The 23,686-nt window shown below is 70.2% G+C and carries 23 protein-coding genes; 10 read left to right on the top strand and 13 right to left on the bottom strand.

Annotated features, from left to right (window positions below):
- Both K8638_RS41800 and K8638_RS41795 read right to left on the bottom strand, forming a co-directional pair.
- Nucleotides 1–1,189: alpha-amylase family glycosyl hydrolase (locus K8638_RS41800; protein ID WP_223760373.1), on the bottom strand; the 1,189-nt coding region annotated here is incomplete at its 3' end.
- A gap of 968 nt (nt 1,190–2,157) precedes the next feature.
- The gene (locus K8638_RS41795; RefSeq protein ID WP_223760372.1) at nt 2,158–3,102 is read right to left on the bottom strand and encodes a tetratricopeptide repeat protein; all 945 of its coding nucleotides are present in this window, start codon (nt 3,100–3,102) and stop codon (nt 2,158–2,160) included.
- 123 nt (nt 3,103–3,225) lie between these two features.
- On the opposite strand from K8638_RS41795, the gene K8638_RS41790 reads away from it, so the two are divergent.
- The 5 genes from K8638_RS41790 to K8638_RS41770 all read left to right on the top strand — a co-directional run bounded on the left by K8638_RS41790 (nt 3,226) and on the right by K8638_RS41770 (nt 9,497).
- On the top strand, nt 3,226–3,774 hold the full coding sequence (locus tag K8638_RS41790) for a hypothetical protein (RefSeq protein WP_223760371.1): 549 nt from the start codon (nt 3,226–3,228) through the stop codon (nt 3,772–3,774).
- 108 nt (nt 3,775–3,882) lie between these two features.
- The gene (locus tag K8638_RS41785) at nt 3,883–5,226 is read left to right on the top strand and encodes a TIGR00366 family protein (protein WP_223760370.1); all 1,344 of its coding nucleotides are present in this window, start codon (nt 3,883–3,885) and stop codon (nt 5,224–5,226) included.
- 94 nt (nt 5,227–5,320) lie between these two features.
- A complete protein-coding gene (locus K8638_RS41780; protein ID WP_223760369.1) occupies nt 5,321–5,824 on the top strand; it encodes a hypothetical protein in 504 nt (167 codons plus the stop codon).
- A 546-nt stretch (nt 5,825–6,370) separates the two neighbouring features.
- Nucleotides 6,371–6,667 carry a hypothetical protein gene (locus K8638_RS41775; protein WP_223760368.1) on the top strand — a complete coding sequence of 99 codons (297 nt, stop codon included), beginning with the start codon at nt 6,371–6,373 and terminating at the stop codon, nt 6,665–6,667.
- Between the two features lie 304 nt (nt 6,668–6,971).
- Nucleotides 6,972–9,497, top strand: a complete 2,526-nt coding sequence (locus K8638_RS41770) for a sodium-translocating pyrophosphatase (RefSeq protein WP_223760367.1) — start codon at nt 6,972–6,974, stop codon at nt 9,495–9,497.
- Between the two features lie 84 nt (nt 9,498–9,581).
- Here K8638_RS41770 and K8638_RS41765 read toward each other — a convergent pair whose 3' ends face one another.
- Both K8638_RS41765 and K8638_RS41760 read right to left on the bottom strand, forming a co-directional pair.
- Nucleotides 9,582–9,902 (bottom strand): transcriptional regulator, encoded by a 321-nt coding sequence (locus K8638_RS41765; protein ID WP_223760366.1) that lies wholly within the window; start codon nt 9,900–9,902, stop codon nt 9,582–9,584.
- Complete coding sequence (locus K8638_RS41760) at nt 9,899–10,303, bottom strand: hypothetical protein (protein ID WP_223760365.1); 405 nt, start codon at nt 10,301–10,303, stop codon at nt 9,899–9,901. The genes K8638_RS41765 and K8638_RS41760 overlap by 4 nt, the downstream gene beginning before the upstream one ends.
- Before the next feature lie 411 nt (nt 10,304–10,714).
- Here K8638_RS41760 and K8638_RS41755 point away from each other — a divergent pair, with 411 nt between their 5' ends.
- From K8638_RS41755 to K8638_RS41745, 3 genes are all read left to right on the top strand, one after another.
- Nucleotides 10,715–10,918, top strand: a complete 204-nt coding sequence (locus tag K8638_RS41755) for a cold-shock protein (protein WP_223760364.1) — start codon at nt 10,715–10,717, stop codon at nt 10,916–10,918.
- Nucleotides 10,919–11,019: 101 nt separating this feature from the next.
- Nucleotides 11,020–11,586, top strand: coding sequence for a DUF99 family protein (locus K8638_RS41750; RefSeq protein ID WP_223760363.1), 567 nt, complete (start codon nt 11,020–11,022; stop codon nt 11,584–11,586).
- Nucleotides 11,587–11,802: 216 nt separating this feature from the next.
- Nucleotides 11,803–12,237: a hypothetical protein gene (locus tag K8638_RS41745; protein ID WP_223760362.1), complete on the top strand. Its 435-nt coding sequence runs from the start codon at nt 11,803–11,805 to the stop codon at nt 12,235–12,237.
- A gap of 79 nt (nt 12,238–12,316) precedes the next feature.
- On the opposite strand, the gene K8638_RS41740 is transcribed toward K8638_RS41745, so the two are convergent.
- Genes K8638_RS41740 through K8638_RS41730 form a run of 3 tightly spaced genes read right to left on the bottom strand, consistent with a single transcriptional unit; the run spans nt 12,317 to nt 13,951 of the window.
- Nucleotides 12,317–12,850, bottom strand: a complete 534-nt coding sequence (locus K8638_RS41740) for an NUDIX domain-containing protein (protein ID WP_223760361.1) — start codon at nt 12,848–12,850, stop codon at nt 12,317–12,319.
- 56 nt (nt 12,851–12,906) lie between these two features.
- Complete coding sequence (locus tag K8638_RS41735; protein WP_223760360.1) at nt 12,907–13,404, bottom strand: hypothetical protein; 498 nt, start codon at nt 13,402–13,404, stop codon at nt 12,907–12,909.
- Nucleotides 13,394–13,951 carry a DUF2378 family protein gene (locus K8638_RS41730; RefSeq protein WP_223760359.1) on the bottom strand — a complete coding sequence of 186 codons (558 nt, stop codon included), beginning with the start codon at nt 13,949–13,951 and terminating at the stop codon, nt 13,394–13,396. The genes K8638_RS41735 and K8638_RS41730 overlap by 11 nt, the downstream gene beginning before the upstream one ends.
- 53 nt (nt 13,952–14,004) lie before the next feature.
- Between K8638_RS41730 and K8638_RS41725 the strand changes: the two genes are divergently transcribed.
- A complete protein-coding gene (locus tag K8638_RS41725; protein WP_223760358.1) occupies nt 14,005–14,757 on the top strand; it encodes a hypothetical protein in 753 nt (250 codons plus the stop codon).
- A 67-nt stretch (nt 14,758–14,824) separates the two neighbouring features.
- Here the strand turns inward: K8638_RS41725 and K8638_RS41720 are convergent, their stop codons facing one another.
- The 5 genes from K8638_RS41720 to K8638_RS41700 form a co-directional block, all read right to left on the bottom strand.
- Nucleotides 14,825–17,947, bottom strand: coding sequence for an efflux RND transporter permease subunit (locus tag K8638_RS41720; protein WP_223760357.1), 3,123 nt, complete (start codon nt 17,945–17,947; stop codon nt 14,825–14,827).
- A 37-nt stretch (nt 17,948–17,984) separates the two neighbouring features.
- Nucleotides 17,985–19,091 carry an efflux RND transporter periplasmic adaptor subunit gene (locus K8638_RS41715; protein ID WP_223760356.1) on the bottom strand — a complete coding sequence of 369 codons (1,107 nt, stop codon included), beginning with the start codon at nt 19,089–19,091 and terminating at the stop codon, nt 17,985–17,987.
- A complete protein-coding gene (locus tag K8638_RS41710) occupies nt 19,088–19,873 on the bottom strand; it encodes a TetR/AcrR family transcriptional regulator (RefSeq protein ID WP_223760355.1) in 786 nt (261 codons plus the stop codon). Before K8638_RS41710 ends, K8638_RS41715 begins: the two co-directional genes overlap by 4 nt.
- 241 nt (nt 19,874–20,114) lie before the next feature.
- Complete coding sequence (locus tag K8638_RS41705) at nt 20,115–20,927, bottom strand: M57 family metalloprotease (protein WP_223760354.1); 813 nt, start codon at nt 20,925–20,927, stop codon at nt 20,115–20,117.
- Nucleotides 20,928–21,225: 298 nt separating this feature from the next.
- On the bottom strand, nt 21,226–21,927 hold the full coding sequence (locus K8638_RS41700; protein WP_223760353.1) for a DUF2293 domain-containing protein: 702 nt from the start codon (nt 21,925–21,927) through the stop codon (nt 21,226–21,228).
- Between the two features lie 134 nt (nt 21,928–22,061).
- Between K8638_RS41700 and rnz the strand changes: the two genes are divergently transcribed.
- Nucleotides 22,062–22,985 carry a ribonuclease Z gene (gene rnz / locus K8638_RS41695; RefSeq protein ID WP_223760352.1) on the top strand — a complete coding sequence of 308 codons (924 nt, stop codon included), beginning with the start codon at nt 22,062–22,064 and terminating at the stop codon, nt 22,983–22,985.
- 3 nt (nt 22,986–22,988) lie between these two features.
- Here rnz and K8638_RS41690 read toward each other — a convergent pair whose 3' ends face one another.
- Nucleotides 22,989–23,513 carry a hypothetical protein gene (locus K8638_RS41690; protein ID WP_223760351.1) on the bottom strand — a complete coding sequence of 175 codons (525 nt, stop codon included), beginning with the start codon at nt 23,511–23,513 and terminating at the stop codon, nt 22,989–22,991.
- Nucleotides 23,514–23,686 lie beyond the last annotated feature (173 nt).

Genomic DNA, 23,686 nt, shown 5'->3' with positions numbered 1-23,686 from the left:
CGTGAAGGGGGCCTATACCCCTCGGCCCCCCAAGCGGAAGCCCGCCGCCTCCCGCAGGTGAAGATGCGATTCCCCTGCGGTGGGGGTCCTTCTCCCAGTCGAGCGGCGGAGGCTCCTGATAGGGCTGGTAGGCCGCACCCATCTCGTCCCCCGTGTAGACGAGCGGGAGTCCGGGCAGGGTGAAGAGCAGCGTCGCGGCGGCGCGGGTGATGTCGGGGCCGTGGCGGGTGATGAAGCGCTCGCCGGTATCGTTGTTGTTGATGAAGCGCATCACCATGCCACCCGGAGGCGTCTGGGCATCCGCGAGGGCCTCCCGCAGCCGGGGGGCAATCCGCGCGGGGTCCTCCCACACCTTCTCCCAGGCCCAGTGGCCCGGCTCGCGGGTCCAGTCATAGGCCGCGTCGAAGCCATGGCGGAAGTAGTAAGGGTCCTTCGCGCTCGCCTCCGCGACGAGGAACACCGTGGGCTTCAGCTGCTCCAGCGCGGCGCGCGTGCGCGTCCAGAGCGTGGCGTCGCGCGCCTTCACGCCCCAGGCCACGTCGAGCCGGTAGCCATCCACGTCGAAATCGCGGACCCAGTACTCCAGAGCGTCGATGACCATGTCATCGACGCGCGGGTCGTCGAAGTTGAGGTTGGGCAGGTGCTCCCAGTCGAAGTAGTGCTCGGGCTTGCCCGGCGCCTTCCAGTCGTAGAATTCGTAATAGGGAGACGCCTTGCCGCGCCGGAGCGCGTCCTGGAAGAAGGTGTGCTCGCGCGCGGTGTGGTTGGGGACGAAGTCCATGATGACGTGCATGCCCAGCTCGTGGGCACGGCTCACCAGGGCGCGGAAGTCCTCCTTCGTCCCGTAGTCCGAGCGAAGGTCGAAGTAGCTCGTCACCGAGTAGCCGAAGTCCCCCGGAATCGTCTCGTTGATGGGGGACAGCCAGATGACGTCGACGCCCAGTTCCTTGAGCTGGGGCAGCCGCGCGGTGACGTCCTTGAAGGGCTGCTTGCCGAAGAGGCTCGGCACGACGCCGTAGAGGGTGGCGTCACGGCCCCAGGGGTGGGCCCAGCCACGGCCGGAAGTGGGAGCGGAAGCCGCGGCCGAGCGCGCGGGAGCCGCGGCGTGGGCGCTCACCGCCAGGAGAAGGACGAGTGCAGGGACGGAAAGCGCCCAGGCGGGGCGCGCGGCCGGAGCGGGACGGGACATGGCCGCGTGGCTAGCATGTCGCGGGTGGGGCCCCCCGCCCCGTGCGCGCGAGGTGTCGTGAGGCGGAAGGTCCGCGTGTGGGCTGCTGAGCAGAAGGCCCGGGCATTCGCCGCTCATTCATGACGCAGCAGGGAATCACCCAAGGACAGGCGCCGCCCGGCGGTGCCTGGGCCATGGCGGTCCATCGAAAAAGGCGCGGCCGGGGCGGCCCTCGATTGAAAGGAGAGCTCCTCCCGCAGCGTGGTGTCTACCCCAGGGGTCTGACATGGCGGGGAGGCTGGGGCCTGCCACCGGCAAGGACCCGGCGGGTCACGCGGAATGGACGCTCCATTCCGCGCAGGGCGGCCCGGAGCAGGAGACAAGGCGGGGAGGTAAGGCCGAGAAGCGGGAGCGCTGCACGGGCCACTCGGAACGGAAGCTCCATTCCGGACCTGGGCGACCCGGGTGGAGGAGCTGACAAGATGGAGAGGCCAGGCCCATGAGTGGCGAGCGCGTGGCGGGCCACGCGGAATGGAACTTCCATTCCGAACCTGCCACGGCTCGAGGGAGGGCTGACAGGCCGGGCGGGAAGGCAGCGCCCGTGAGCGGTGAGCGCATGACCGGCCACGCGGAATGGAAGTTCCATTCCGGGCCTGGGTGGCTCGGGGGCTGACAGTCCGGGCGGGGGGCAGGGCCCATGAGCGGTGAGAGCATGACCGGCCACGCGGAAATGGAAGTTCCATTACGGACCCGAGCGGCGCAGGGGGCAGGCCGGGGAGGCGGGCCCGATGAATGGAGAGCGCCCGGAAGGCCGCTCGGAACGGACGCTCCATTCCAGACCTGCGCGGCCGGGGGGCGACATGGCGGGAAAGCGGAGGCTGGGGCCTCGCACGCGCTCAGGCTCCGGGCACTCCGAACATGTCGGAGATGCCGTTCCTGCGACTGCGCGGCCGAAGTGGCTTCGCGGCAGGACTCATCCGCGTCCTGAATCAGTAGCCGAAGACCTGCTTCTGCTTTCCCTTCGCGAGCAGTGCATCCTCCTTCCGCTGCTCGCGGGCCACCCACGCCTGCCCCTGTTTCCACTCAGCGTCGAGCTCCACGCACACGCCCTTCCACGTCAAGTCCTCGCCGTCCGGGTTGTACTTCCGGACGACGCGCATAAGGCCCGCGGCATGATCGGCCGCGAGTGAATGGCCATGCAGCTCGGCCTGGCGCAGGGCACGCAGCGCGAGGTGCTTGTGGCCGTGCCATGCGAGCGCGTTGCCGAGGCTGAACCACAGGTGCGGGCTCTTCTCGCCGCTGCCGAAGCGAATCATCCCAACGAGCCCCTCCAGGACGTCCTTCGGCAGCTCGGGCCGCTCGCCAGGGTTGGCCCTGCGCTTCTCGCTCAGAACGAAGGCGGCCCTGCCTGCATCGATGGGCAGGCCCAGGAACTCCTCCTTCTGGACGAGCGTGGGGTCCTCCTTCAGCCGCATCAGGTACTCGATGGCGCGCACCTGGTACTTCTCACGGCCGAAGTGCGCGTCGGGGTTGATGGCGATGGCGCGGCGCAGGTGCTCCAGGGCGCGCGGAAAGTCGCCCGCGTGGGCGTGGAAGGTGCCGACGTTCGCCTGGGTGGTGTAGAGACCCGGGAAGCGCTTCTCCTTGGCCTCCATCGTGGCGAGCGCCTCGGGAATGCGGCCGAGCTTCTCGTACGCCACCGCGACATCGTCGAAGCGCTCGGGGCGCACGTCGGGCCGCTCCAGCATGGGCAGCGTGTACGCCAGCTTCTTCTCGTAGAAGGCCGGCGAGTGCTTGAAGATGCGCCCCCGCACCACGTCCGCCACGTCCCTGTGGTTGAGCGACTCCTCCTGGAGGGTGTCGTTGTCCCAGAGGCAAGCGTCGGCGGGGTGGAAGGGCAGCAGCAGCGCCGCGGACAAGAGCAGGGCGGACACATGTCTCATGGCGCCAGCGTAGAGCACCGTGGCAGGGCCGGGACACGGCGTGACACCGGCGCGTCCGAGCGAGACCGGACTCATGGCGGCGGTTTCCTGGAAGTGACGTAGGCTCCCCCGCGCATGCTCCCTCCCGAAGAGCTCGAAGCCCTGCGTCGTGAACTGGCCTTCCTCGCCGGCGATGAGGTCGGGGAGGAGCTCCTGGCCGAGTTGCTGAGCCGCGTGGTGGAGGCGACGCGCGATGCCAGGGGGGAGCGCACCCTGCGATTCGAGTCGCCTCACGAGGAGGGTGAGCTGTTGACCTGGACCCTCCTCCCCCCTGACGAGCACGTCGACCCGCAAGCGCCGCCCGCGCTGAGACGCATCCTGGAGCGCTGTGGGGGCTCCTGGCTGGGGGAGCCGGGAACGTCGGGCTCCGTCGTGCTGCACGACGGCTTCTCGGGGACACTGGGCGCACTGGGGCGTGACCTGGGACTGGACGCGGAGCGTGACGGTTTCGAGTACTCGCCCGAGCTGTGCGCGCCCATCGATGTCGGGTTCGGCCGAGTCTTCGTCTACCACCCCGTCACTGGCGAACTGCGTCACTTCGACCAGGACGGAGGACTGGAACCCGAGAACCAGGGCGACGTGGGCTCGTGCTTTCTCGCCCTCATCGAGGACGCGCTGGGGTGATGGCTCATGCCACGCCCCTCGCACGAGGGCCCTCGAGGAGGAAGAGAGTGTAGAACTGCCCTCCCCTGCCCCGTCCCGGGGCACGGCCCTCACAGGAGCCCCCGTCGCGTGGAGACCCTCGTCCGCATCGCGGAAGCACTCGGCCGCTTCTCGGCGCGCTTCGTCCCCAGCGCCTTCTCCATCGCGGTGCTGCTCAGCCTGCTCACCATGGGGCTCGCCATGGGGTGGGCGGGAGCCGCTCCGCCCAAGGTGCTGGAGTCCTGGGGCGGCGGTTTCTGGGAGCTGCTCACCTTCTCCATGCAGATGGCGCTGGTGATGTTCACCGGCTACCTGCTGGCCCTCACCACCCCGGTACGCGCCCTGTTGGAGCGCGTCTCCGGACTCGCCCGCACGCCCCGTGGCGCGGTGACGCTGATGGCCTTCGTCTCCATGGCCCTGGCCTACATCAACTGGGGCCTGTCCCTGGTCGCCAGCGCCATGCTCGTGCGCTTCATGGCGCGCCGCCGGCCGGACGTGGACTACCGGCTGCTCGTCGCATGCGCGTACTTCGGCCTCGGCGCCACCTGGCACGCGGGCCTGTCCGCCTCCGCGCCGCTGCTGGTCGCCACGCCGGGCCACTTCCTGGAGAAGAGCGTCGGCGTGCTGCCCATCGACCGCACCCTCTTCTCTCCCTTCAACGTGGGCCTCACCGTCGCCGTGGTGGCCGGCATGACGCTGCTGGCGTGGGCCCTGCACCCACGGCCGGAGAACGCGGTGCGGGTGGACCCGGCCCTGCTGGAGAAGCTGGGAGACTTCGTCCCTCCCGAGCGCCCCAGCGAGCGGAGCCCCGCCGTCTGGATGGACCACTCGCGGCTGCTCAACGTCATCTTCGGTGTGCTGGGGCTCCTGTGGCTGGGCCGGCACCTGTGGCTGAACGGCGGCTGGCGCGCGCTCAACCTCAACGTGGTGAACTTCACCTTCCTGGTGCTGGCGGTGCTGCTGCACGGCACACCCGCGCGGCTGCTCAAGGCCAGCGAGGAGGCCGGCACCGTGCTGCACGGCATCGTCCTCCAGTTCCCGCTGTACGCGGGCATCTACGGCATCTTCAAGGCCACCGGCCTGACGGACCGCATCGGCGAGCTGTTCGTGTCGCTCTCCTCGCGCGAGACGTTCCCCGCCATCGTCTACCTCTACAGCGGCGTGGTGAACTACTTCGTCCCCTCCGGCGGCTCCAAGTGGGCCATCGAGGCGCCCTACCTCCTGAACGCCGCGTCCACGCTGGGCGTGGCGCCGGAGAAGGTGGTGCTGGCGTACGCCTGGGGCGACATGGCCACCGACCTCATCCAGCCTTTCTGGGCGCTGCCGCTGCTGGCGGTGGCCCGCTTGGAGTTCAAGGACATCCTCGGCTTCCTGCTGGTGGCCTTCCTCGTGTACCTGCCGCTGGTGACGCTGGCCTTCTTCCTGTTCGGGTGAGGGCTGGGCGCATGCCGTGGGTTCTGTGCTAGACAGGGGCAGGCAGGCGGCCCTGGGGGCCAGCCTGCCCAACACAAAGAGGGGACCCTGAAACATGAAGAAGATGCTGACGCGGAGCGTGGTGTGCGCGGTGCTGGGCATGTCGTCGCTGGCCATGGCGCAGGACGCCGAGGCTCCCGCCAAGGAGCCCGCGAAGGTTCCGAGCGCCGACGCGGTGCGTGACACCTGGAACTACTTCTACAAGGGCCAGGGCCAGGGTCCGGTGCTGGTGGAGGCCAAGCTCTGCACCGAGGTGGCCAAGGAAGGCCCCAACAAGTTCGAGTGCATCACCGAGGTGGGCCCCGAGGGCGTCAAGGCCGGCACCACCACCATGCTGTGGCAGGCCTACCTCGTCCCCCAGGGTGACTCCATCGAGGACATCATGGTGCAGACGAAGCAGGGCAACGTCGTCCGTGAGACCAAGGACGTGAAGATCAAGGGCGAAGGCTGGCGCGCCCGCCAGTGGACCGGCGTGCGGCTGAACAAGCCGGGCAACTGGACCGTGACGGTCATGCGCGGCGACCAGGTGCTCAAGGAGCTCCAGGTCAAGGTGAACTGAAGTCACCCCGGAAGAACCGAAGCACCCCGAAGTCCACGACGCCCGCTTCGAGCCGCGAAGGCCCGAGCGGGCGTCCGTGTTTCCAATGGCTCACATCCCCGCGGCAACCTGTCGCTCCCTCGCCTGGCAATGACAGACATCCGCACCCCACCCTGTCCACACCCGGACACATGGGGCCCGGAGGCCACGTCCTGCGGCTTCGCCCCGCGTGGCCGCCCCGGGGGCAGGAGGGTCCGCCGCTTTTTTCCCCGACGTCCTCCGGAGGACAGGGAGTTTTTTCAGGACGGAAGACATCTTTCTCGTCCCAGGGGCCAGGGTTGGCCACGTCCCCAGAGGGAAGCCGCTTCGCGGCGCACCGTGGCAATGCCCTTGCAGAAGGGGAGCGGCGGTTGAGGGGCAGGGGGCTGTCGGTCGGGGGCGGGGGAGAAGGCCGGGGCGGGGATGGTGGGGCGGAGGTGGATTATCGCGGTGTGCGCGACAGGACTTCTCCTCGTGGGGTGCGGGGAGAAGGCGCATGCGTCGCCGCGGGCTCCGGGCCAGGAGGTAGTGGGGTCGGTCGCGGACGAGGGCGAGGGAGTCATCGCGTGGTCGCGGTCGCGGGTGCTGGGGGACAGCGAAGCGCCGCACATGGTGGTGGCCCCCGACGGGGACGTCCTCGTCGCGGCGACGTACCGGGAGCCCGTGGACATCGGGGGAGGCCCCCTGCCCTTCAACCGTTTTTCGAGGACGCCCCGCCTGCTGGTGGCGCGCTTCTCCCCGGACGGGGCCCTGCGCTGGGCGCATCCTGTGGAAACCCCTTACCCGCGAGCCCAGGACGGCTCCCTTCTCCGACTGAGACCCTGAGTCCGTCAAGGTTGTGAGCACCCGGTGGGTGGGATTGACCCCGCTTTCCCTGCAAAGTCGGTGGATTGATACATATCCAACACTTCGTGAATTCGACATTAGAGCCGCGTCCATGCTATTCGCGGGTTTGCCTTCAGGGCGAGCGACCCGCGCCATGAAGGGCGAGGCTGTGCTGAAGCGCAGGCGCGCGGCGTCCCCGCTCGCAGGCGGCCAACCCCTCGACACCACTCCCTGTTTCCCTGCTGACGCGCGGAGTCACCAGCCGCGTGTCTGGAAATGAGACCCTGTGAGGAGTTGCACCCCCATGACACGCACCGTTTCACGCATGGACGTTCTCCGGAAGAGCGTCACCGGCGGAGCCGCCAGAGTCCTCGGACTGCTGGCGGTCCTCGCCACCAGCGCCGCCCACGCCAGCGAGGCGGACCTCGTCCTCCCCGACTTCACCACCGTCACCTTCGTCGGCGGCCTGAACGGCTACCAGCTGCTGCTGTCCGGCATTGGCGTCTGTTTGCTGGGCCTGGTGTTCGGCTTCATCCAGTACGCCAGCCTCCAGAAGATGCCCGTGCACCGGGCCATGCTCGAGATTTCCGAGCTCATCTACGAGACGTGCAAGACGTACCTCGTCACCCAGCTCAAGTTCATCGGCATCCTGTGGGCGCTCATCGCGGTGGTGATGGTGGGCTACTTCGGCTTCCTGCGTCACATGGACGTGGGCCGGGTGGCCATCATCCTGGTCGCCAGCCTCGTGGGCATCGCCGGCTCCTGCGGCGTGGCCTGGTTCGGCATCCGCGTCAACACCTTCGCCAACAGCCGCACCGCCTTCGCCAGCTTGCGCGGCAAGCCCTACCCCACCTACGCCATTCCGCTCCAGGCGGGTATGTCCATCGGCATGGTGCTCATCAGCACCGAGCTCCTGCTGATGCTGGCCATCCTCCTGTTCATCCCGGCGGACTTCGCGGGCGCCTGCTTCATCGGCTTCGCCATCGGTGAGTCGCTGGGCGCGTCCGCGCTGCGCATCGCGGGCGGCATCTTCACCAAGATTGCCGACATCGGCTCGGACCTGATGAAAATCGTCTTCAAAATCAAGGAAGACGACGCGCGCAACCCGGGCGTCATCGCGGACTGCACCGGCGACAACGCGGGCGACAGCGTGGGCCCCTCGGCGGACGGCTTCGAGACCTACGGCGTGACGGGCGTGGCGCTCATCACCTTCATCCTGCTGGCGGTGGAGGTGCCCTTCCGCGTCCCGCTGCTCGTCTGGATTTTCGTGATGCGCATCGTGATGGTGCTCGCGTCGCTGGCCGCCTACGGCCTGAACAACGTGTTCCAGTCCGGCAAGTACAAGAACGCGGACCAGATGAACTTCGAGCACCCGCTCACCGCGCTGGTGTGGGTGACGTCCATCCTCTCCGTCATCCTGACGTTCGCGGTCAGCTACGTGCTCATCCCCGAGCTGGGCGGTGACACCACGCTGTGGTGGAAGCTGTCGGCCATCATCACCTGCGGCACGCTGGCGGGCGCCATCATCCCGGAGGCCATCAAGGTCTTCACGTCCACCGAGAGCCGCCACGTGCGCGAGGTCGTCACGGCCAGCCGCGAGGGTGGCGCGTCCCTCAACGTCATCTCCGGCCTGGTGGCGGGTAACTTCTCCGCCTACTGGATGGGCCTCATCATCGCCGGCCTCATGGGCCTGGCCTTCTGGTTCAGCGGCGCCGGCAGAGCGGGCGTGGACGTGGGCCAGCTGATGATTGCCGCCCCGGTGTTCGCCTTCGGCCTGGTGGCCTTCGGCTTCCTCGGCATGGGCCCCGTCACCATCGCCGTGGACTCCTACGGCCCGGTGACGGACAACGCGCAGAGCGTGTACGAGCTGTCCCTCATCGAGAACGTCCCGAACGTGAAGGAAGAGGTGCAGCGCGACTTCGGCTTCGCGCCGGACTTCGACAAGGGCAAGCAGTACCTGGAGGAGAACGACGGCGCGGGCAACACCTTCAAGGCCACGGCCAAGCCGGTGCTCATCGGCACGGCGGTGGTGGGCGCGACGACGATGATTTTCTCCATCATCGTGCTGCTGGTGGGCATCATCCCCGGCATCGGCGGCGAGCAGGTGTTGGACCCGGCGAAGGCGCAGTTCCTGTCCCTGCTCCACGCCCCGTTCCTCCTGGGCCTCATCACCGGCGGCGCCATCATCTACTGGTTCTCTGGCGCGTCCATGCAGGCCGTGTCCACCGGCGCCTACCGGGCGGTGGAGTTCATCAAGGCCAACATCCGGCTGGAGGGCGTGGAGAAGGCCAGCGTGAGCGACTCCAAGAAGGTGGTGGAGATCTGCACCCAGTACGCGCAGAAGGGGATGATCAACATCTTCCTCGCGGTGTTCTTCAGCACGCTCGCCTTCGCCTGCCTGGAGCCGTACTTCTTCGTGGGCTACCTCATCTCCATCGCCATCTTCGGCCTCTACCAGGCCGTGTTCATGGCCAACGCCGGTGGCGCCTGGGACAACGCGAAGAAGCTGGTGGAGACGGAGCTGAAGGCCAAGGGCACGGACCTGCACGCGGCCACCGTCGTGGGCGACACCGTGGGCGACCCGTTCAAGGACACGTCCTCCGTGGCGCTCAACCCGGTCATCAAGTTCACCACCCTCTTCGGCCTGCTCGCCGTGGAGCTGGCGGTGGAGCTCGTGGCGGCTGGCCAGCAGACCCTCACCCACGTGCTGGCGGGGGTGTTCTTCGTCCTGTCGACGGTGTTCGTGTACCGCAGCTTCTACGGCATGCGAATCCAGAGCGTCGGCGGCACCTCCGAGCTGAAGGCCGAGGCGGCGGTGAAGACGGCCTGAGCCGTCCTGCCGCGGTCCTGAAGTGACACGAGCGGCGGGGTGCCCCCGGGTGCCCCGCCGCTTCGCTTCTTCCCGCGGCCCGCCTCAGCTCGAGACGCGGAAGGCGGGCGGGTCGATTCGCGTGGAGCGGCACTCCGGGCAGGCGCCCGGCCGGGTGAGACGCTTGCGCTCCTTGAAGGTGAAGCCGCAGCGGATGCAGCTCGCCGGCAGCACCTCCAGCCGCAGGCCCTGGGCCTTGAGAGAGCGCTCCAGGTGCGTCAGGTGGTCGGCCACGTCCTTCTCGGAGATGCCCACCAGGGTGGAGAGGTCCTTCGCCGTGAGGCCGCCCTCCGGCGCCGAGGCCAGCGCCTCCTCCAGCGCGCCCCGCACGGTACTGCCCCGCGCTGGAGGAACGGGCGCCTTCACCCGCCAATCGCCTCCGGGTCCGTCGCCAGCTCACCGCCCAGGTGCATGCCCGTCTGGCACCGGTAGTCCGTCACCAGCGCGACCAGAATCGACCTCAGGCCCATCACGACGTGCACCACGGTGGCCATGCGGCTGCGCTTCGCGTAGCCCAGCACGAAGGGCGCGAGGATGGCGGCGGCCCCGTAGGCGTAGTCCGCGATTTCGTGCGCCTCGATGGGGATGAGCTTGGTGAGACTCATGCGGTAGTCGGTGAGCAACGACACGCCGATGACGGAGGAGCCCAGCGCCAGCCCCGCCGCCTTCGCCACCGGGTCACCCGACAGGATGCCCGCCAGCGCCGTGGCGGCACCGCCCTGATAGTCCAGCACCGAGTGCACGTCCTGCGGAATCCACCGGCGCACCGGCAGCCTTCCCAGCAGTGGGCGAGAAGGAATTCCAGCCGCGGCGCTTTTATCCAGTGCGCGGCGAACCACGCGGCGGATACCGCGCTCCGGCTCGGGGGGAGGCGGGGTGAATGGGAGGGAAAGGTCCGGGACCTGCGACTCGGCCATGGCGACACTCCTTTTCCGGTCATGACGTTGACGCCAAGGTAGGCACGCCGCGCCCCGCGCATGACGTCAGGGCCCTCGCCTGCCCAGGCCCCGGGGGCCGCCGCGGCGTCCGGGCCAGGCCTGCCCGCTCGTGAGGCGGACGGGGGGGCTTCCACTCGGAGGCCCGCCCCGTGCAGACTACGGCACGCAGTTGGCCCTCCGGATTCTGAGAGGGCGAAACACCCGCGGCACGAGCCGCTCTGAAACGAGAGAACGCGATTCATGGCAACCGGTACCGTCAAGTGGTTCAACGATGCGAAGGGCTTTGGGTTCATCGTGCAGGACGGCGGCGGTGAGGACGTGTTCGTCCACCACACCGCCATCAACATGGACGGCTTCCGCACGCTGCAGGAAGGCCAGAAGGTGGAGTTCGAGGTCGGCCGCGGCCCCAAGGGCCTGCAGGCGCAGAACGTGCGTCCGGCCTGAACACCCGCCTCCTGTAGACGCCCCGGAAGCCCGGTCTTGCGATGGCGAGGTCGGGCTTTCTCTTTTGCGGGCGAGGCCGCCTCTTGCGAGGCTCACGGCCCATGCGCCTTCCCCGCATCCCCCGAGTCATCGGCTTCGACGATGGGCCCTTCGCGCGCCGCCCCGGCGCCGCCGTGCCGCTGGCGGGCGTGGTGTGCGGGGGCACGCGCTTCGAGGGGCTCGTCTGGGGGCGCGTGCGCCGGGACGGGTGGAACGCCACGCGAGAGGTGTGCCGGCTGCTGGAAGGCGGCAAGTTCCTCCCGCAGCTGCACCTGGTGCTGCTGGACGGCATCGCCTTCGGCGGCTTCAACGTGGTGGACCTGCCGGAGCTGGCCGCGCGGCTGAAGAAGCCCTGCGTGGCGGTGATGCGGCGCCCTCCGGACCTGGACGCGGTGGAGCGCGCGCTGCGGCGCCTGCCCCGCGCGGACGAGCGCTGGGCGAAGCTGAAGCGCGCCGGGCCCATCCACCAGTTCGGCGGCTTCACCTTCCAGGCGCAGGGAGCGGAGCCACCGGAGGTGGCCGAGGCGCTGGCCCGCGTGACGGACCGGGGCCACGTGCCCGAGGCGCTCCGGCTGGCGCACCTCATCGGCTCGGCCGTCGTCACCGGAGAGAGCGGCCAGCGCGCGTAGGCGGCGTGGGGTCCGGGCAACCCCCCGCATCAGGTGCCACGCGAGGATTTCGCTGACGCGGGACGCGGCTGCTGGCGGGCCGGAATGTTCCGTCCATTTGAAACATCGCGGGCGCAATCCATTCCCACAATTCCAACCCGGCCAGAGCGCCCGGGGGTGGGGTGCATTCCAGTGTCTGTTTTTGTTAGTCTTTGCCCTCGCGAGGAGGGCGCACCCATGTTCGAAGTCACGAATGACGTGAACCGGAGGACCATCACCGTCCGGCTGAGCGGGTTCATCCGGCCGACTGAGATGAAGGACTTCGCCACCGCCTACCGGAGCGCGACGGACACGTTCGCGGGTGGACGGCACCTGGTGCTGGCGGACATGCGCGGGCTGCGGACGCTGGAGCCGGAGTCGGCGGCCATCTTCGGCGAGGTGGTGTTGTACGGACGGCAGCACGGCTGCCTGATGTGCGCGCACGTGTCGGACTCGACCATCTCCCGCCTGCAGACGGCGCGGGTGGCGTCCGAGGCGTCGCCGGACGACGACATCACCGTGGACTGCGTCTCGCTGGAGGAGGCGCACGCGCAGCTCGCCAAGACGCGCGCCCGCCTGTTCCTCGGCACGGAGCCCGCCCCCGTCAGCGTGGCGCAGGCGGCGGCGCGCTGAGGGCGCGGCGCCCCCGGGCGCTGAGCTCGAATCATCGACATGACGCGAGCGGCGCGTCGGGCCGCCCTCGCGCGGGGGCTCAGCCTCGCCGGCGCCTCGCGTCCTCCAGGTAGGCGCGCACCAGCCCGGAGACGGGCAGGCGCAGGGCCGTGTCCAGGTCGATGAACCCGGCCCACGTCACCTCGCGGCGGTCGATGGTGAGCCCCGGCTCGGCCTCCACGTCCACCTCCAGGAAGTGGACGTGGTCGTCCTTGTTCTCCTCGGAGCCCACCGTCTGGAAGACGGTGCGCAGGGCCGAGGGCGCGAGGCTCACGCCGACCTCCTCGCGCAGCTCGCGCGCGCCGCACTGCTCGGGGGACTCGTCCCGGTGGAAGCCACCGCCGGGCATGCTGAAGCGCAGCTTGTACGAGTTCTGGACGAGCAGCACGCGCCCCGCGTGCCAGACGCCCACGAAGACGCCTCGCGTGCGGGGCCGGCGCACGAACCAGTACACACGCGCCAGCGTATAGGCGCCGCGGTACAGCGTGCGGGCCAGTGGGTCCACCAGGCGGTTCAGCCCCGCGGCACGGGGAATCACGGTTTCATGCTCGGGGCGCTCGTCGGGGCGGGACATGGCCGCATCATGAAGGACGCGCGGGCCGGTGTCCCGCCGGGCCCGCGCGGGTACCTTCAGCGCCGCAGCTCCGCCGGCACCCTGTCCAGCCAGCCCACCTCCAGCACGGCCCACAGGCCCAGCAGGATGGCCTCCGCCGCGTCGTGCCGCAGCGACGTGGGCTTCGCCGCGCCGGACCAGCCGATGATTCGCCGGGCCAGCACGTCCGCCGCGTCCTTGGCCAGGGCGCCGCTGCGCTGCTCCCGCGCGTACAGCAGCTTCTCCCGCCAGTCCTCCGCCGCCACCCGCAGCACGGGCAGCGCGCGCCGCGACGCCTCGCGCTCCCACACGTCCGCCACCGGCCCGCCGCCCTCCAGCACCAGCCACGCCAGCGGCCCCACCCCATGCAGCACCGCCGGCACCGCCCGCTTCAGCCGCGCCTGGGTGCCGAAGTTCTGCGAGCGGTACTCGCGCAGCCGGCCGTCCCGCCCGTACAGCGCCAGCCCGGAGCGCAGCCCCAGGTCCACCGCGAGCAGCCCCGGCCCGGCGCCGGAGTCGCGAGCCTCAGGCCCCACGCCTGTCATCCCAGGCGAGCCGGTAGGTGACGTGGTCGTCGGTGAACTCCCGCACCTCCACCACGGGCTGCCGCGCTCCCATGGCACGCAGGCCGGCCAGGAGCGCGCCCCGGGTGAAGTAGCGGATGGGCCCCGCCTCGTTCATCCACAGGTCCACCGCCGTGGGGGACACGTCCTCCAGGCGCGTCTCGGTGTAGTTGTTGCCCGAGCGGAACATCTGCCGTGCCCGGCTCACCCCGCGCCGGGGGCCCAGCAGCTGAATCACCCCGAAGGCCGCGCGCCCCAGCACCGTCTCGCGGTAGCCGTCCACCATGCGCTCGCCGAGCAGCCCGTAGCCGACCTCGTCCGGCACGTCCGGGTGCAGCTCGCGCGCGGCCACCTGCACCGCCCTGCACCAGATGTCGAAGCCGTAGGCGGGCTGGAGCTTCCTGTCCAGGTCCACGCCCACGTTCTTCAAGCGCTCCCGGAGCACGGGCGTCATCCGCCCCACGAGGCCCCGCACGAAGAGGCCCTCCAGGGTGTGCTCGAAGACGAGCTTCTCGGGCATGCTCCAAGTCTACCCCGGTCCGCCGGGAGTTGCGGAGAGGGAGAAGGAATCCCATGGGACTGCAACGACAACTGGCCCTGCTGGCGATGAACGCGACGCCCCTGCCGGGCAAGACGAATTTCCTGGAAGAGCTGGGTATCGCCACACCGGTGCCGCCGGTGCCGGGCTCGATTGGGGCGGTGGCGCACGAGCCGTTCCTGGCGTTCAACACGAAGCGGATGTTCGACCTGCTGGTGGCCTTCACCATCGGCGACTTCCCGAGTGGCGCGGGGTGCTCGGATTACTTCAACCCGCGCAGCCCCTGGTACAACGTGTTCTACGGCGCGTACGGCGTGCGCTCGTACAAGCGCGACGGGAGCCCGTGGGGCTTCAAGAGCGACGGCCGGCCGGACGTGGACGAGATGCTGGAGGTGCCGCGGCTCGACTACAACTTCCTCACGGCCGGAGAGCTGGGGTGCCCCGCCTCGAGGATGTGCTTCGAGGTGAAGGAGGTGACGCAGGGCCGCGAGGGCGCGTGGCACTTCGCGGACGTGGCCTGTGTCATCCCCAGCGGGCTGCACCGGGTGGAGGACGCGCAGGCGCCGGACCTCACCTACTACGCGGTGTTCGGCGTGCCCGAGGAGGACTACCTCGCCGGCGGGCGGGAGAGCTACGAGCCGGTGCCCATGCGCGGGCGCATGTACTGGCGCCCCGTGGCCGAGCGCCTCACGCTCGTCTGGGGCGGCCTGTGCCCGGACACGGCCGCGGGCCAGGGGCTGATGCGCGCCATCCTGGACGCGATGACGCCGGTGTATGCGGGGCGGTGAGACGGCCGCTACCGCACACCGACTGAGAGCCCGCGGCGTCACCGCGGGCCCGAGGCCCCAATCCCCGTCACGCCGCGCGGCCGGGCTCCTGCTTCACCTCCGGCGGCGCTCCGGCGGCGGGCGCCGTGCCCGCCGCGCGGCGGCGGAAGAAGCCCAGCCGCTCCATGCCGGCGAACACCACCGGCACCACCAGCAGCGTGAGGAAGGTGGAGGTGATGACACCACCAATCACCGTAATCGCCATGGGCGCGCGGAACTCGGAGCCCGTGCCCGTGCCCACCGCCGTGGGCACCATGCCGATGGCCATCGCCGCGCTCGTCATCAGAATCGGCCGGAGCCGGCGCGGCCCCGCCTTCATCAGCGCCTGGTCCACCGTGTCCCCCTCGCGCAGGTGCTGCAGCGCACCGTCGATGAGGAGGATGGCGTTCTTCGTCACCAGGCCCATCAGCAGGATGACGCCAATCATCGCGCCCATCGACAGGTGGTAGCCCGTCACCACCAGGCTCAGCAGCGCGCCCACCAGCGCCAGCGGCAGCGACACCATGATGGTGAACGGGTGCTTGAAGGACTCGAACTGGCTCGCCAGCACCATGTAGATGAAGACGAACGCCAGCAGGAACGCCGTGCCGAACGCGTCGTTCTGCTCGTCCAGGCTCTTCATCTGCCCGTCATACGTAATCGCATACCCCACGGGCAGCGGCTCGGCCGCCACCTTCGCCTTCAGCGCCGTGGCGATGTCACCCAGCGCCGCGCCCTTCGCGAGCTGCGAGTAGACGGCAATCTGCCGCTCCCGGTTCTCGTGCTCGATGACGCTCGGCCCGTCCCGCAGCTCCACCGACGCCAGGTCCGACACCGGCAACAGCCCCCGCGGCGTGTACACCTCCAGCTCCCGCACGCGCTCGGGCGTGGCGCGGTCCTTCTCCGACAGCCGCACGCGGATGTCCGTCTCGGTGATTCCCTCGCGCAGCTTCGCCACCACGTCGCCGCTGATGGCCAGCCGAAGCTGCAGGGCCAGCGCGGACGCGTTCAGCCCCGCGTCCGTCGCCCGCGCGCGGTCGATGCGCACCTGCATCTCCGGCTTGGGCGGGTTGGACTCCACCCGCACGTCCGCCGTGCCGGGCAGGCCGCGGAGGATTCCCGCCACGCGCTCGGCCTCCTGGTTGACGCGCGCCAGGTCCGGGCCGGTGATGCGCACCATGATGGGGTAGTAGTCCCCCAGGCCCTCCAGCATCGGCGGGTCCATCAGGTTGACCCGGGTGGCCACCAGTGCCGGGGTGAGCAGCGCGCGGGCCTCCTCCTTCAGCGTGGCGATGCCCTTCGCGCGCGCGTTCTTCCCCACCGTCAGCACCCGCAGGCGCGCCTTGTTCACGTCGCCGTTGGTGCCGACGATGGTGTAGATGTCCGTGACTTCCGGCAGCTTCTTCAGCAGCGCCTCCGCCTCGGCGGCGCGGGACTCCGTCTCCGACAGGTTCACCGAGTCCGGCAGCGTCAGGTCCACCAGGAACTGCGAGCGGTCCTCCGGTGACATGAACTCCGCGCCCAGCCGGCTGGCCGCCCCGAAGGACAGCACCAGCACCAGCACCGTGATTCCCGCCGTGGCCCACTTGTGCGCCAGCACCCAGCGGAGGATGCCCTCGTAGAAGCGCTCGGTGCCGTCCAGGAAGCGGCGCAGCACGGCCGCCACCGCGTTGTCCCGGTGCACCTCGCCCGGCTTGCGCGTCTTCGCCAGGCGCGACGACAGCATCGGGTCCAGCGTGAAGGAGATGAACAGCGAGACGAGCACCGCCACGCAGATGGTGATGCCGAACTGCTTGAAGAACTGGCCCACGATGCCGGGCATGAAGGCCACCGGCACGAACACCGCCACCAGCGACATGGTCGTCGCCAGCACCGCCAGGCCCACGTCCTTCGTGCCGTTGGACGCGGCGCTCACCGGGTCCTCGCCCTTCTCCAGCCGGTGCGTAATCGCCTCGCGCACCACCACCGCGTCGTCGATGAGCAGGCCGATGGCCAGCGACAGGGCCAGCAGCGTCATCTGGTTGAGCGAGTAGTCCAGCACGTACATCACGAAGAACGTGCCGATGACGGAGGTGGGCAGCGCCAGCGAGGAGATGAAGGTGCCGCGCGCGTCCAGCAGGAACATCAGGATGATGAGCACCGCCATGGCGCCGCCGAAGACGAGCGCAATCCACACCTCGTGCGCGTTCTCCTGGATGAGGACCGACTGGTCGATGAGCAGCGTGGCCTCGAAGCCGTTGCCCAGCGCGGGCTCCATCTTCGCCATCGTCTTCTTCACCGCGTCGCTCACCGCCAGGGTGTTGGAGCCCGGCTGCTTCACGATTTCGAGGATGACGGCGTCCTTGCCGTTGAGCCGCGCCAGGGTGCGCCGCTCCGCCACGCCGTCCTTCACCGTGGCGATTTCGTCCAGGCGCACCTGCGCACCGGTGCGGCTCTTCGCCACCGGCAGCGCGCGAATCTCGTCCACGTCGCGGAACTGCCCCAGCGAGCGCACCGTCAGCTCGCTCGGCCCGAGCCGCAGCCGCCCCGCCGGCAGGTCCAGGTTCTCCGCGCCCACGCGCTGGGCGATGTCCAGCGGCGACACACCCGCCGCGCGCGCCTTGTCCAGGTCGATGTCGATTTGAATCTCACGCGTGTCGCCGCCGGTGACACGCACCTCCGCGGCGCCCTCCAGCTGCGCGAGCGCGGGCTTGATGCGGTCGTCGATGAGCCGGCGCAGCTCCTGCGACGGCAGCTTCGCGGACACCGCGTAGGTGAGGATGGGGGTGGCGGACAGGTCCACACGGCCGACGACGGGCGCGTCCGCGTCCTGTGGGAGCAGGTTGGCCACGCCCGCCACCTTGTCGCGCACGTCCTGCACCGCGCGGTCCAGGTTGGTGGACAGCTTGAACTGCACCACCACGATGGCCAGGTTCTCCCGGCTGAAGGAGTGAATCTTGTCCACGCCGCTGATGCCGGCGACCGCGTCTTCCAGGGGCTTGACGACCTGCGTCTCGATTTCGCCCGGGCCCGCGCCCTTGTAGACGGTGTTGATGACCACCACCGGGAAGGACACGTCCGGGTAGAGGTCCGTGCCCAGGCGCCCCAGGCCCATGAGGCCCAGGACGACGAGGCAGAGCGACAGCATGGCCGTGAAGACGGGCCGGCGGATGGAGACGTCGCTGAGAAGCATGAGGAGGCTCCAGGTGGGCCTTGAAGGAGACGGCCGGCTACTTCACGGAGACGCGGGTGCCCTGGGCGAGGCCCGGCGTCGGGTAGTCGATGACGGACTCCAGCGGCGTGGGCGCCAGCACCACCACCTCGCGCTCGCGGCGCTCCAGCACCTGCACGTCCACGCGGCGGACCTCACCGGCCGTCACCACCCAGACGTGGTCGCCGTTGTTGGAGGACAGCGCGGTGCCCGGCACCACCTGGGCGGCCTGCGCCTCGCCCATGGGCAGCACCGCGCGCGCCAGGGTGTGGGCCACGAACTGGCCGTCCGCGTTGGGCACGCTCAGCTCCACCGGCACGCGGCGGGTGGCGGGGTCCGCGGACGGGAGGATGGTGCGCACCACCGCCTCCTCCGTGGAGGCGCGCGCGCCGATGGACTCCACGCGCACCTTCACGCCGGGCTTCAGCCGCGAGCGCATGGACTCGGCCACCGTCGTCTTCAGGAGCAGCGTGTCCAGGCGCTCCAGGGTGAACAGCGGCGTGCCCGGCGCCACCGTGGCGCCCGTCTGCTCCGGCGCGTCGACGATGGTGCCCGCGAAGGGCGCCTTGAGGTCGTGCCGGCGCCGCGCGGCGCGGGCCTGGGCGAGCTGCGCCTTCGCGGCCAGCACCTGCGCCTTCGCCTGCTCGGCCTGCGCGGTGGAGGAGCGGTTCTGCAAGTCACTCACCCCACCCTCCTGCTGGAGCTTCGCGTTGCGCGCGGCCACGTCGGCGGCGATGGCGGCGGCGGCCTCGGCGGCGGCCACCGCGGCCTCGGCCTGGGCCACCTGCGCGTCGGAGATTTCCGGGTCGAGCTGCGCGAGGACGTCGCCCTTCTTCACCCCCTGGCCCTTCGTCACCTTGACGGCCGCGAGCCGGCCGCCCACCTCGAAGCCCACCTGCAGGCCCTGGGCGGGGAAGAGCGTGCCCGTCACCTGCTCGCTCGGCGCGGCCTGGACGGTGCGCGCGGCGACGACCTTCACGGTGGGCGTGGCGGGCTCGGCGGAAGCGGTGGCGGCCGGGGACGAGGAGGCGTCCGCCTTCTGGCAGGCGGACAGCGACAGCGCGGCGGTGGCCACGCCCATGGCGGCGAGCGCGCGGGCGGCGGACGGCTTCCTGGTGGGTTTCACGGGCGGTTCCTCGGGGTGCGGCGGGTCTTCGCGCGGGCGAGGGGCCGGCGCGTGGAAGGAGTGGCGGGACGAGGGACGCGGCTGGTGGCCGCGGGCACGGGCACGGCGGCGGGCACGGACCGGAGCACGTCCTGCCGGGGCACGGTGCCCTCCTGACACAGCCGCTGGAGCGTGCGGGCCCAGGCGGAGAGGTCCGGCTTCTTCTCCAGATATGCGAGCTGCTGGGAGAGCAGCAGGAAGGCGCCGACGATGACGGAGCCGAACAGCTCCGGGTCCATCTCCCGGTCCACCGCGCCCGCCTCCTGCAGGCGCCGGAAGTTCCGGGCGACACGCTCCACCTGCGCGTTCGTCACCCGCCACAGCAGGGACTCGAAGGCGGTGCCCTGGCTGCCGGAGACGAGCACCCGGCAGACGTCCCGGTAGGCCCACACCAGCTCCAGCGCCTCCAGGTCGTACGCAACCTCCAGCTCGATGAGCTGCTGGTAGCGCCCGCTGCGCTCCAGCCTGTCGCCGGGGCCGGGGATGCCGCGCTCCTCGAGGAAGCGCTCCACGGCGTCCATGCGCCGCACGTTCAGCGAGTCCATCTCCGCCTGGAACGCGCCCACCACCTCCCCGAAGAGGGCCTCCTTCGACGGGAAGTGCAGATAGAAGGCGCCCTTCGACAACCCACACGCGGCGGTGATGTCCTCGATGCGCGCGCCCCGCAGCCCCTTGCGGGCGAACTCCGCCCGGGCGGCGCTCACCAGGGCATCACGGGCATGAGGGTCAGCGGGGCGTGCCATGACGGGGCGGTTACTAACCCGCCGGTCAGAAACAACGCAAATGTGACTGAACGGCGGGTCAGAAACCTCACGGGGCGGCTTATCGGCGGGTGAAGCCGGAGTCGCGGGCCCCGGACTCCGGGGCGTGTAGGCCGGCCCCCACCCCGTGAAAAAGGAAACGGGCGGCCCCGCGGATGCGGAAGGCCGCCCGTCCCTGCCACTCACGCCGGCCCCGGGGGCGCGGCGCGAAGGGCCGTGGGGACTACGGGTAGAGGATGGCCGCGCCCTGCTTGTCCAGGTTGGTCAGGTTGAGGCTCCAGGTGTTGGTGCCGTTGCACTGGGGGTAGTGCATGACCGAGCTGGAGTCGTACGGCGTCAGCGCGCGCCAGTTGGCGTCCTCGTAGCAGACGCCGGCCTCGGGACGGGTGTGCTCGTGGCGGAAGCCGATGGTGTGGCCCAGCTCGTGGCGGAGGATGCCGTCCAGGCCCGGGGCGCCCGAGGAGAAGGACGAGTTGTCGATGAGGATGTTGCGGCTGCGGCGGCTGGAGTTGGGGAAGAAGGCGCGCGCCAGGTACTGGCCGTTCACGTTCACCGGGTTCACGTCGAACACGACGTTGCTGTTACGCGCGGTGCAGTTGCTGTCCTGCGCGGTGACGTGGATGAAGTTGATGTTCGCCGCGCCCTCCCAGGCGCTGGTCGCGGTGTTCATCGCGCTGACGACCTTGCTGTAGTTGCTCCCGAACTTGCTGCTCACGCAGTAGGTGAGGTTCAGGGCCTGGCTGGCGGTCCACTTCACGTCCTGGCCGCCGCTGTAATAGACGGCCAGCCCGCCCTCCATGGTGCCGATGCCGGACTTCGCCTGCTCGAAGACCTCGCGCAGCTGGGCCTCGCTCTCCACGGCCTGGTCGCCGGAGAAGATGATGATGCCGGTGTCCGGCTCCACGTAGGTGCTCGCGCGGAACTCCTCGAAGGTCATCTCGCCGAGGTCCTTCGGCGCCTCGGCCTCGGGACCACCACACGCGGTACCAAGAAGAGACACACCCGCCAGCAGGGCCATGTTGCGGAACTTGAGCATCGTTCTTCCTTGATGAGTTTCGAGGGAGTAGCCCCGGGCAGGAAGGCACATCCCTCCCCCCGGCTGCGCCCTTGCAGAGCAAGCTCCGCGCCAGCCCCGCCAACGTAGGAATTTTCAAGGGTTGGAGAAGACTCGCTCCGAGTCCGTGGTGCACCCCGGCGCAGGCCAGGCATCCAGTATCGTCAAATTTATTTACAAAATCTGCGGGTGTCCCAGGAGACTCAAGGGTTTACCGGCGCTCCCCCGCCGTCCCGATATCGGACAGGGCCGCCCGAATCCCGGACACCGCGCCGGGCCCTCACGGAGCGGTGGGAGGCGGCTTCGCGGGTGCCGCGAGGGCCCTGCACAGGGGACAGGAGGCGGGGCCGTGGGGGGTGTCGCGGCGGTGCAGGTCCAGCACGGCGCGGGAGATTTCGGCCAGCTCGCGGCGCACCTCGCGCCGGGCGCCCTTCACGCGGGCGATGCGCATGTCGTCGTAGCTTGTCGTCTGGTGTCGCATCCAGGCGATGACGGCGGCCTCGGCGCGGCGCTCGATGGGGATGCGCTCGGTGCGGGCCACGGTGCCGCTGCCCACGGGGGTGGCGTGGGCGGCCACGAGGACGGCCATCCGCTTCGCGTGGGGCATCCACGCCGGGGAGAAGGCGAGGAAGCGCAGGACGGAGTTGGCGAAGTCGACCTCGTACTCCTCCTGCTCCCGGGCACGGCGGGCGCGGCCGGCGGCCAGCTTCTTCTCGTAGGCGGGGGTGGCGCGCTCGGCCTCGAGGGCGGCGCGGGCCTGGAGGATGTGGGCCTGGGGCGCCCACACTCCGCGCGAGAAGAGCTTGCGGCCCACCTTCTCCTGCACCGTCCAGGACGGGCCGGCGGCCTTCACCCGGCGGGTGAGTCCGGCGTCACCGGGGGGAAGCAGGGCCCAGCCCTCGGGCACGGTGAGGACGCGGCCGTCCGCGGTGCGCACGCGGCGGGGGTCGGCGGTGGGGCCAACAATCAGGGAATCAGACATGAGAGTGTCGGGGGGGCGGCCTCATAGCGCAGGGAGCGTCAGTCAGGGAAGCACGGGCGCGTCCAACCCTGGTAAATGGCCGCCTCGCGCCGCACCCTGGCGCTGGAGGTCCTCTTCGCGTGGGAAGCGCCGGCATGTCCCTCCTCAGGCTCACCTTCCTCGGCACTTCCGCCGCGCAGCCCACGCTGCACCGCAACCTGTCCGGGCTCGCGGTGAAGGCGGACGCGGACCTGCTGCTCTTCGACTGCGGCGAGGGCAGCCAGCGGCAGATGGTGCGCTTCGGCACCGGCTTCACCGTGGACGCGGTGTTCTTCACGCACTTCCACGCGGACCACTACCTGGGAATCATCGGCTTCCTGCGCACGCTGGGGATGATGGGGCGCACCGAGCCCATGCGCCTGTACGGCCCGCCCCCCGCGAAGCGGCTGCTGCACCAGGCCGTGCACCTGGGGCTGGAGTCGCTGGCCTTCCCGGTGGAAATCATCGAGGTGAAGGACGGGGACGTGATGCGCCGCGACGGCTACTCCATCCACGCGGTGGGCGTGGACCACCGCATCAACGCGCTGGCGTACGCGCTGGTGGAGGACGAGCGGCCGGGGCGCTTCAACCTGGAGAAGGCGCGGGCGCTGGGCGTGCCGGAGGGCCCCAGCTTCGGGAAGCTGCAGAAGGGCGAGGCGGTGACGCTGGCGGACGGGCGGGTGGTGCGGCCGGAGGACGTGCTGGGCGCGGCGCGGCCCGGGCGCCGGCTGGTCATCTCCGGGGACACGCGCCCGTGCGCCTCCGTGGTGCGCGCGGCGAAGGACGCGGACCTGCTGGTCCACGAGTCCACCTTCTCCGACGACGAGCAGGAGCGGGCGCTGGAGACGCGCCACTCCACGGCGCGCGAGGCGGGACGGGTGGCGCGCGAGGCGGGCGCGCGGCGGCTGGTGCTCACCCACCTGTCCAGCCGCCACGACACCGACCCCGCGAGGCTGCTCGCGCAGGCGCGCGAGGAGTTCAAGGGGCCGGTGGAGGTGGCCTTCGACGGCTTCACCGTCGAGCTGCCGCTGCGGGACTGAGCGCTACTCGATCTTCTCGGCCTGGGCCTTCAGCGCGGCGGCGGACTCGGTGTCGACGCGCTGGATGAGCTCCCACTCCAGCTCCTCCTCGCGGTTGAAGTTGCCGGTGTCGGTGCGCGGGCCCGCTTCGTTCACCTCGTTGGGGCGGCCGGTGGTGTTGTCGGCGCCGCGCGACTCGGTGGAGATGCGCTTCCAGTACTCGATGGAGCACTGGCCGGGGCCCTTCTCGATGCCGCGCACGAGGTAGGCCACGTAGGTGGTGCCCAGGGAGGAGGGAGCGCCCTCCATCTTGAACTCCGTCGAGGCCTCGAAGCCCTCCTTGCCGGCGCGGAAGGAGAAGCCCTTCTCCTTCAGCAGGGCGACGGCCTGGGGCCACACCTCGGCGATGGGCTTGCGGTACACGTGCTCGCGGGCCTTGTCGTGCAGGAAGGCCTCGCGGCGGCGGCCGGCACAGCCAGCGGTGGTGAGGGAAACGGCGGCGAGCAGGAGCAGCGCCGTGGCACCACGACGGGACAGCGACAGGTTCATTCTCAGGACTCCCCCGGAAATGTGAGGTGCGCAACCATCCCTCACCCGACGCACGGCGCCAAGAGGCCTCGAGGGATGGTTTCCTGGCGCAAGCGTCCCACCCGCGCTCAGCGTGTAGGAGCCGGGCGCGAGTGACTTCCGCGGCGCCACGCCTCGGGCGCCGCCCCCCCCGG

Origin of the sequence: Myxococcus sp. RHSTA-1-4, assembly GCF_020037125.1 — a bacterium.
In the GTDB taxonomy this organism is placed as follows: Bacteria; Myxococcota; Myxococcia; order Myxococcales; family Myxococcaceae; genus Myxococcus.
The sequence above is the reverse complement of the archived record's forward strand: the minus strand, read 5'-3'. Positions and strand labels throughout refer to the sequence as shown.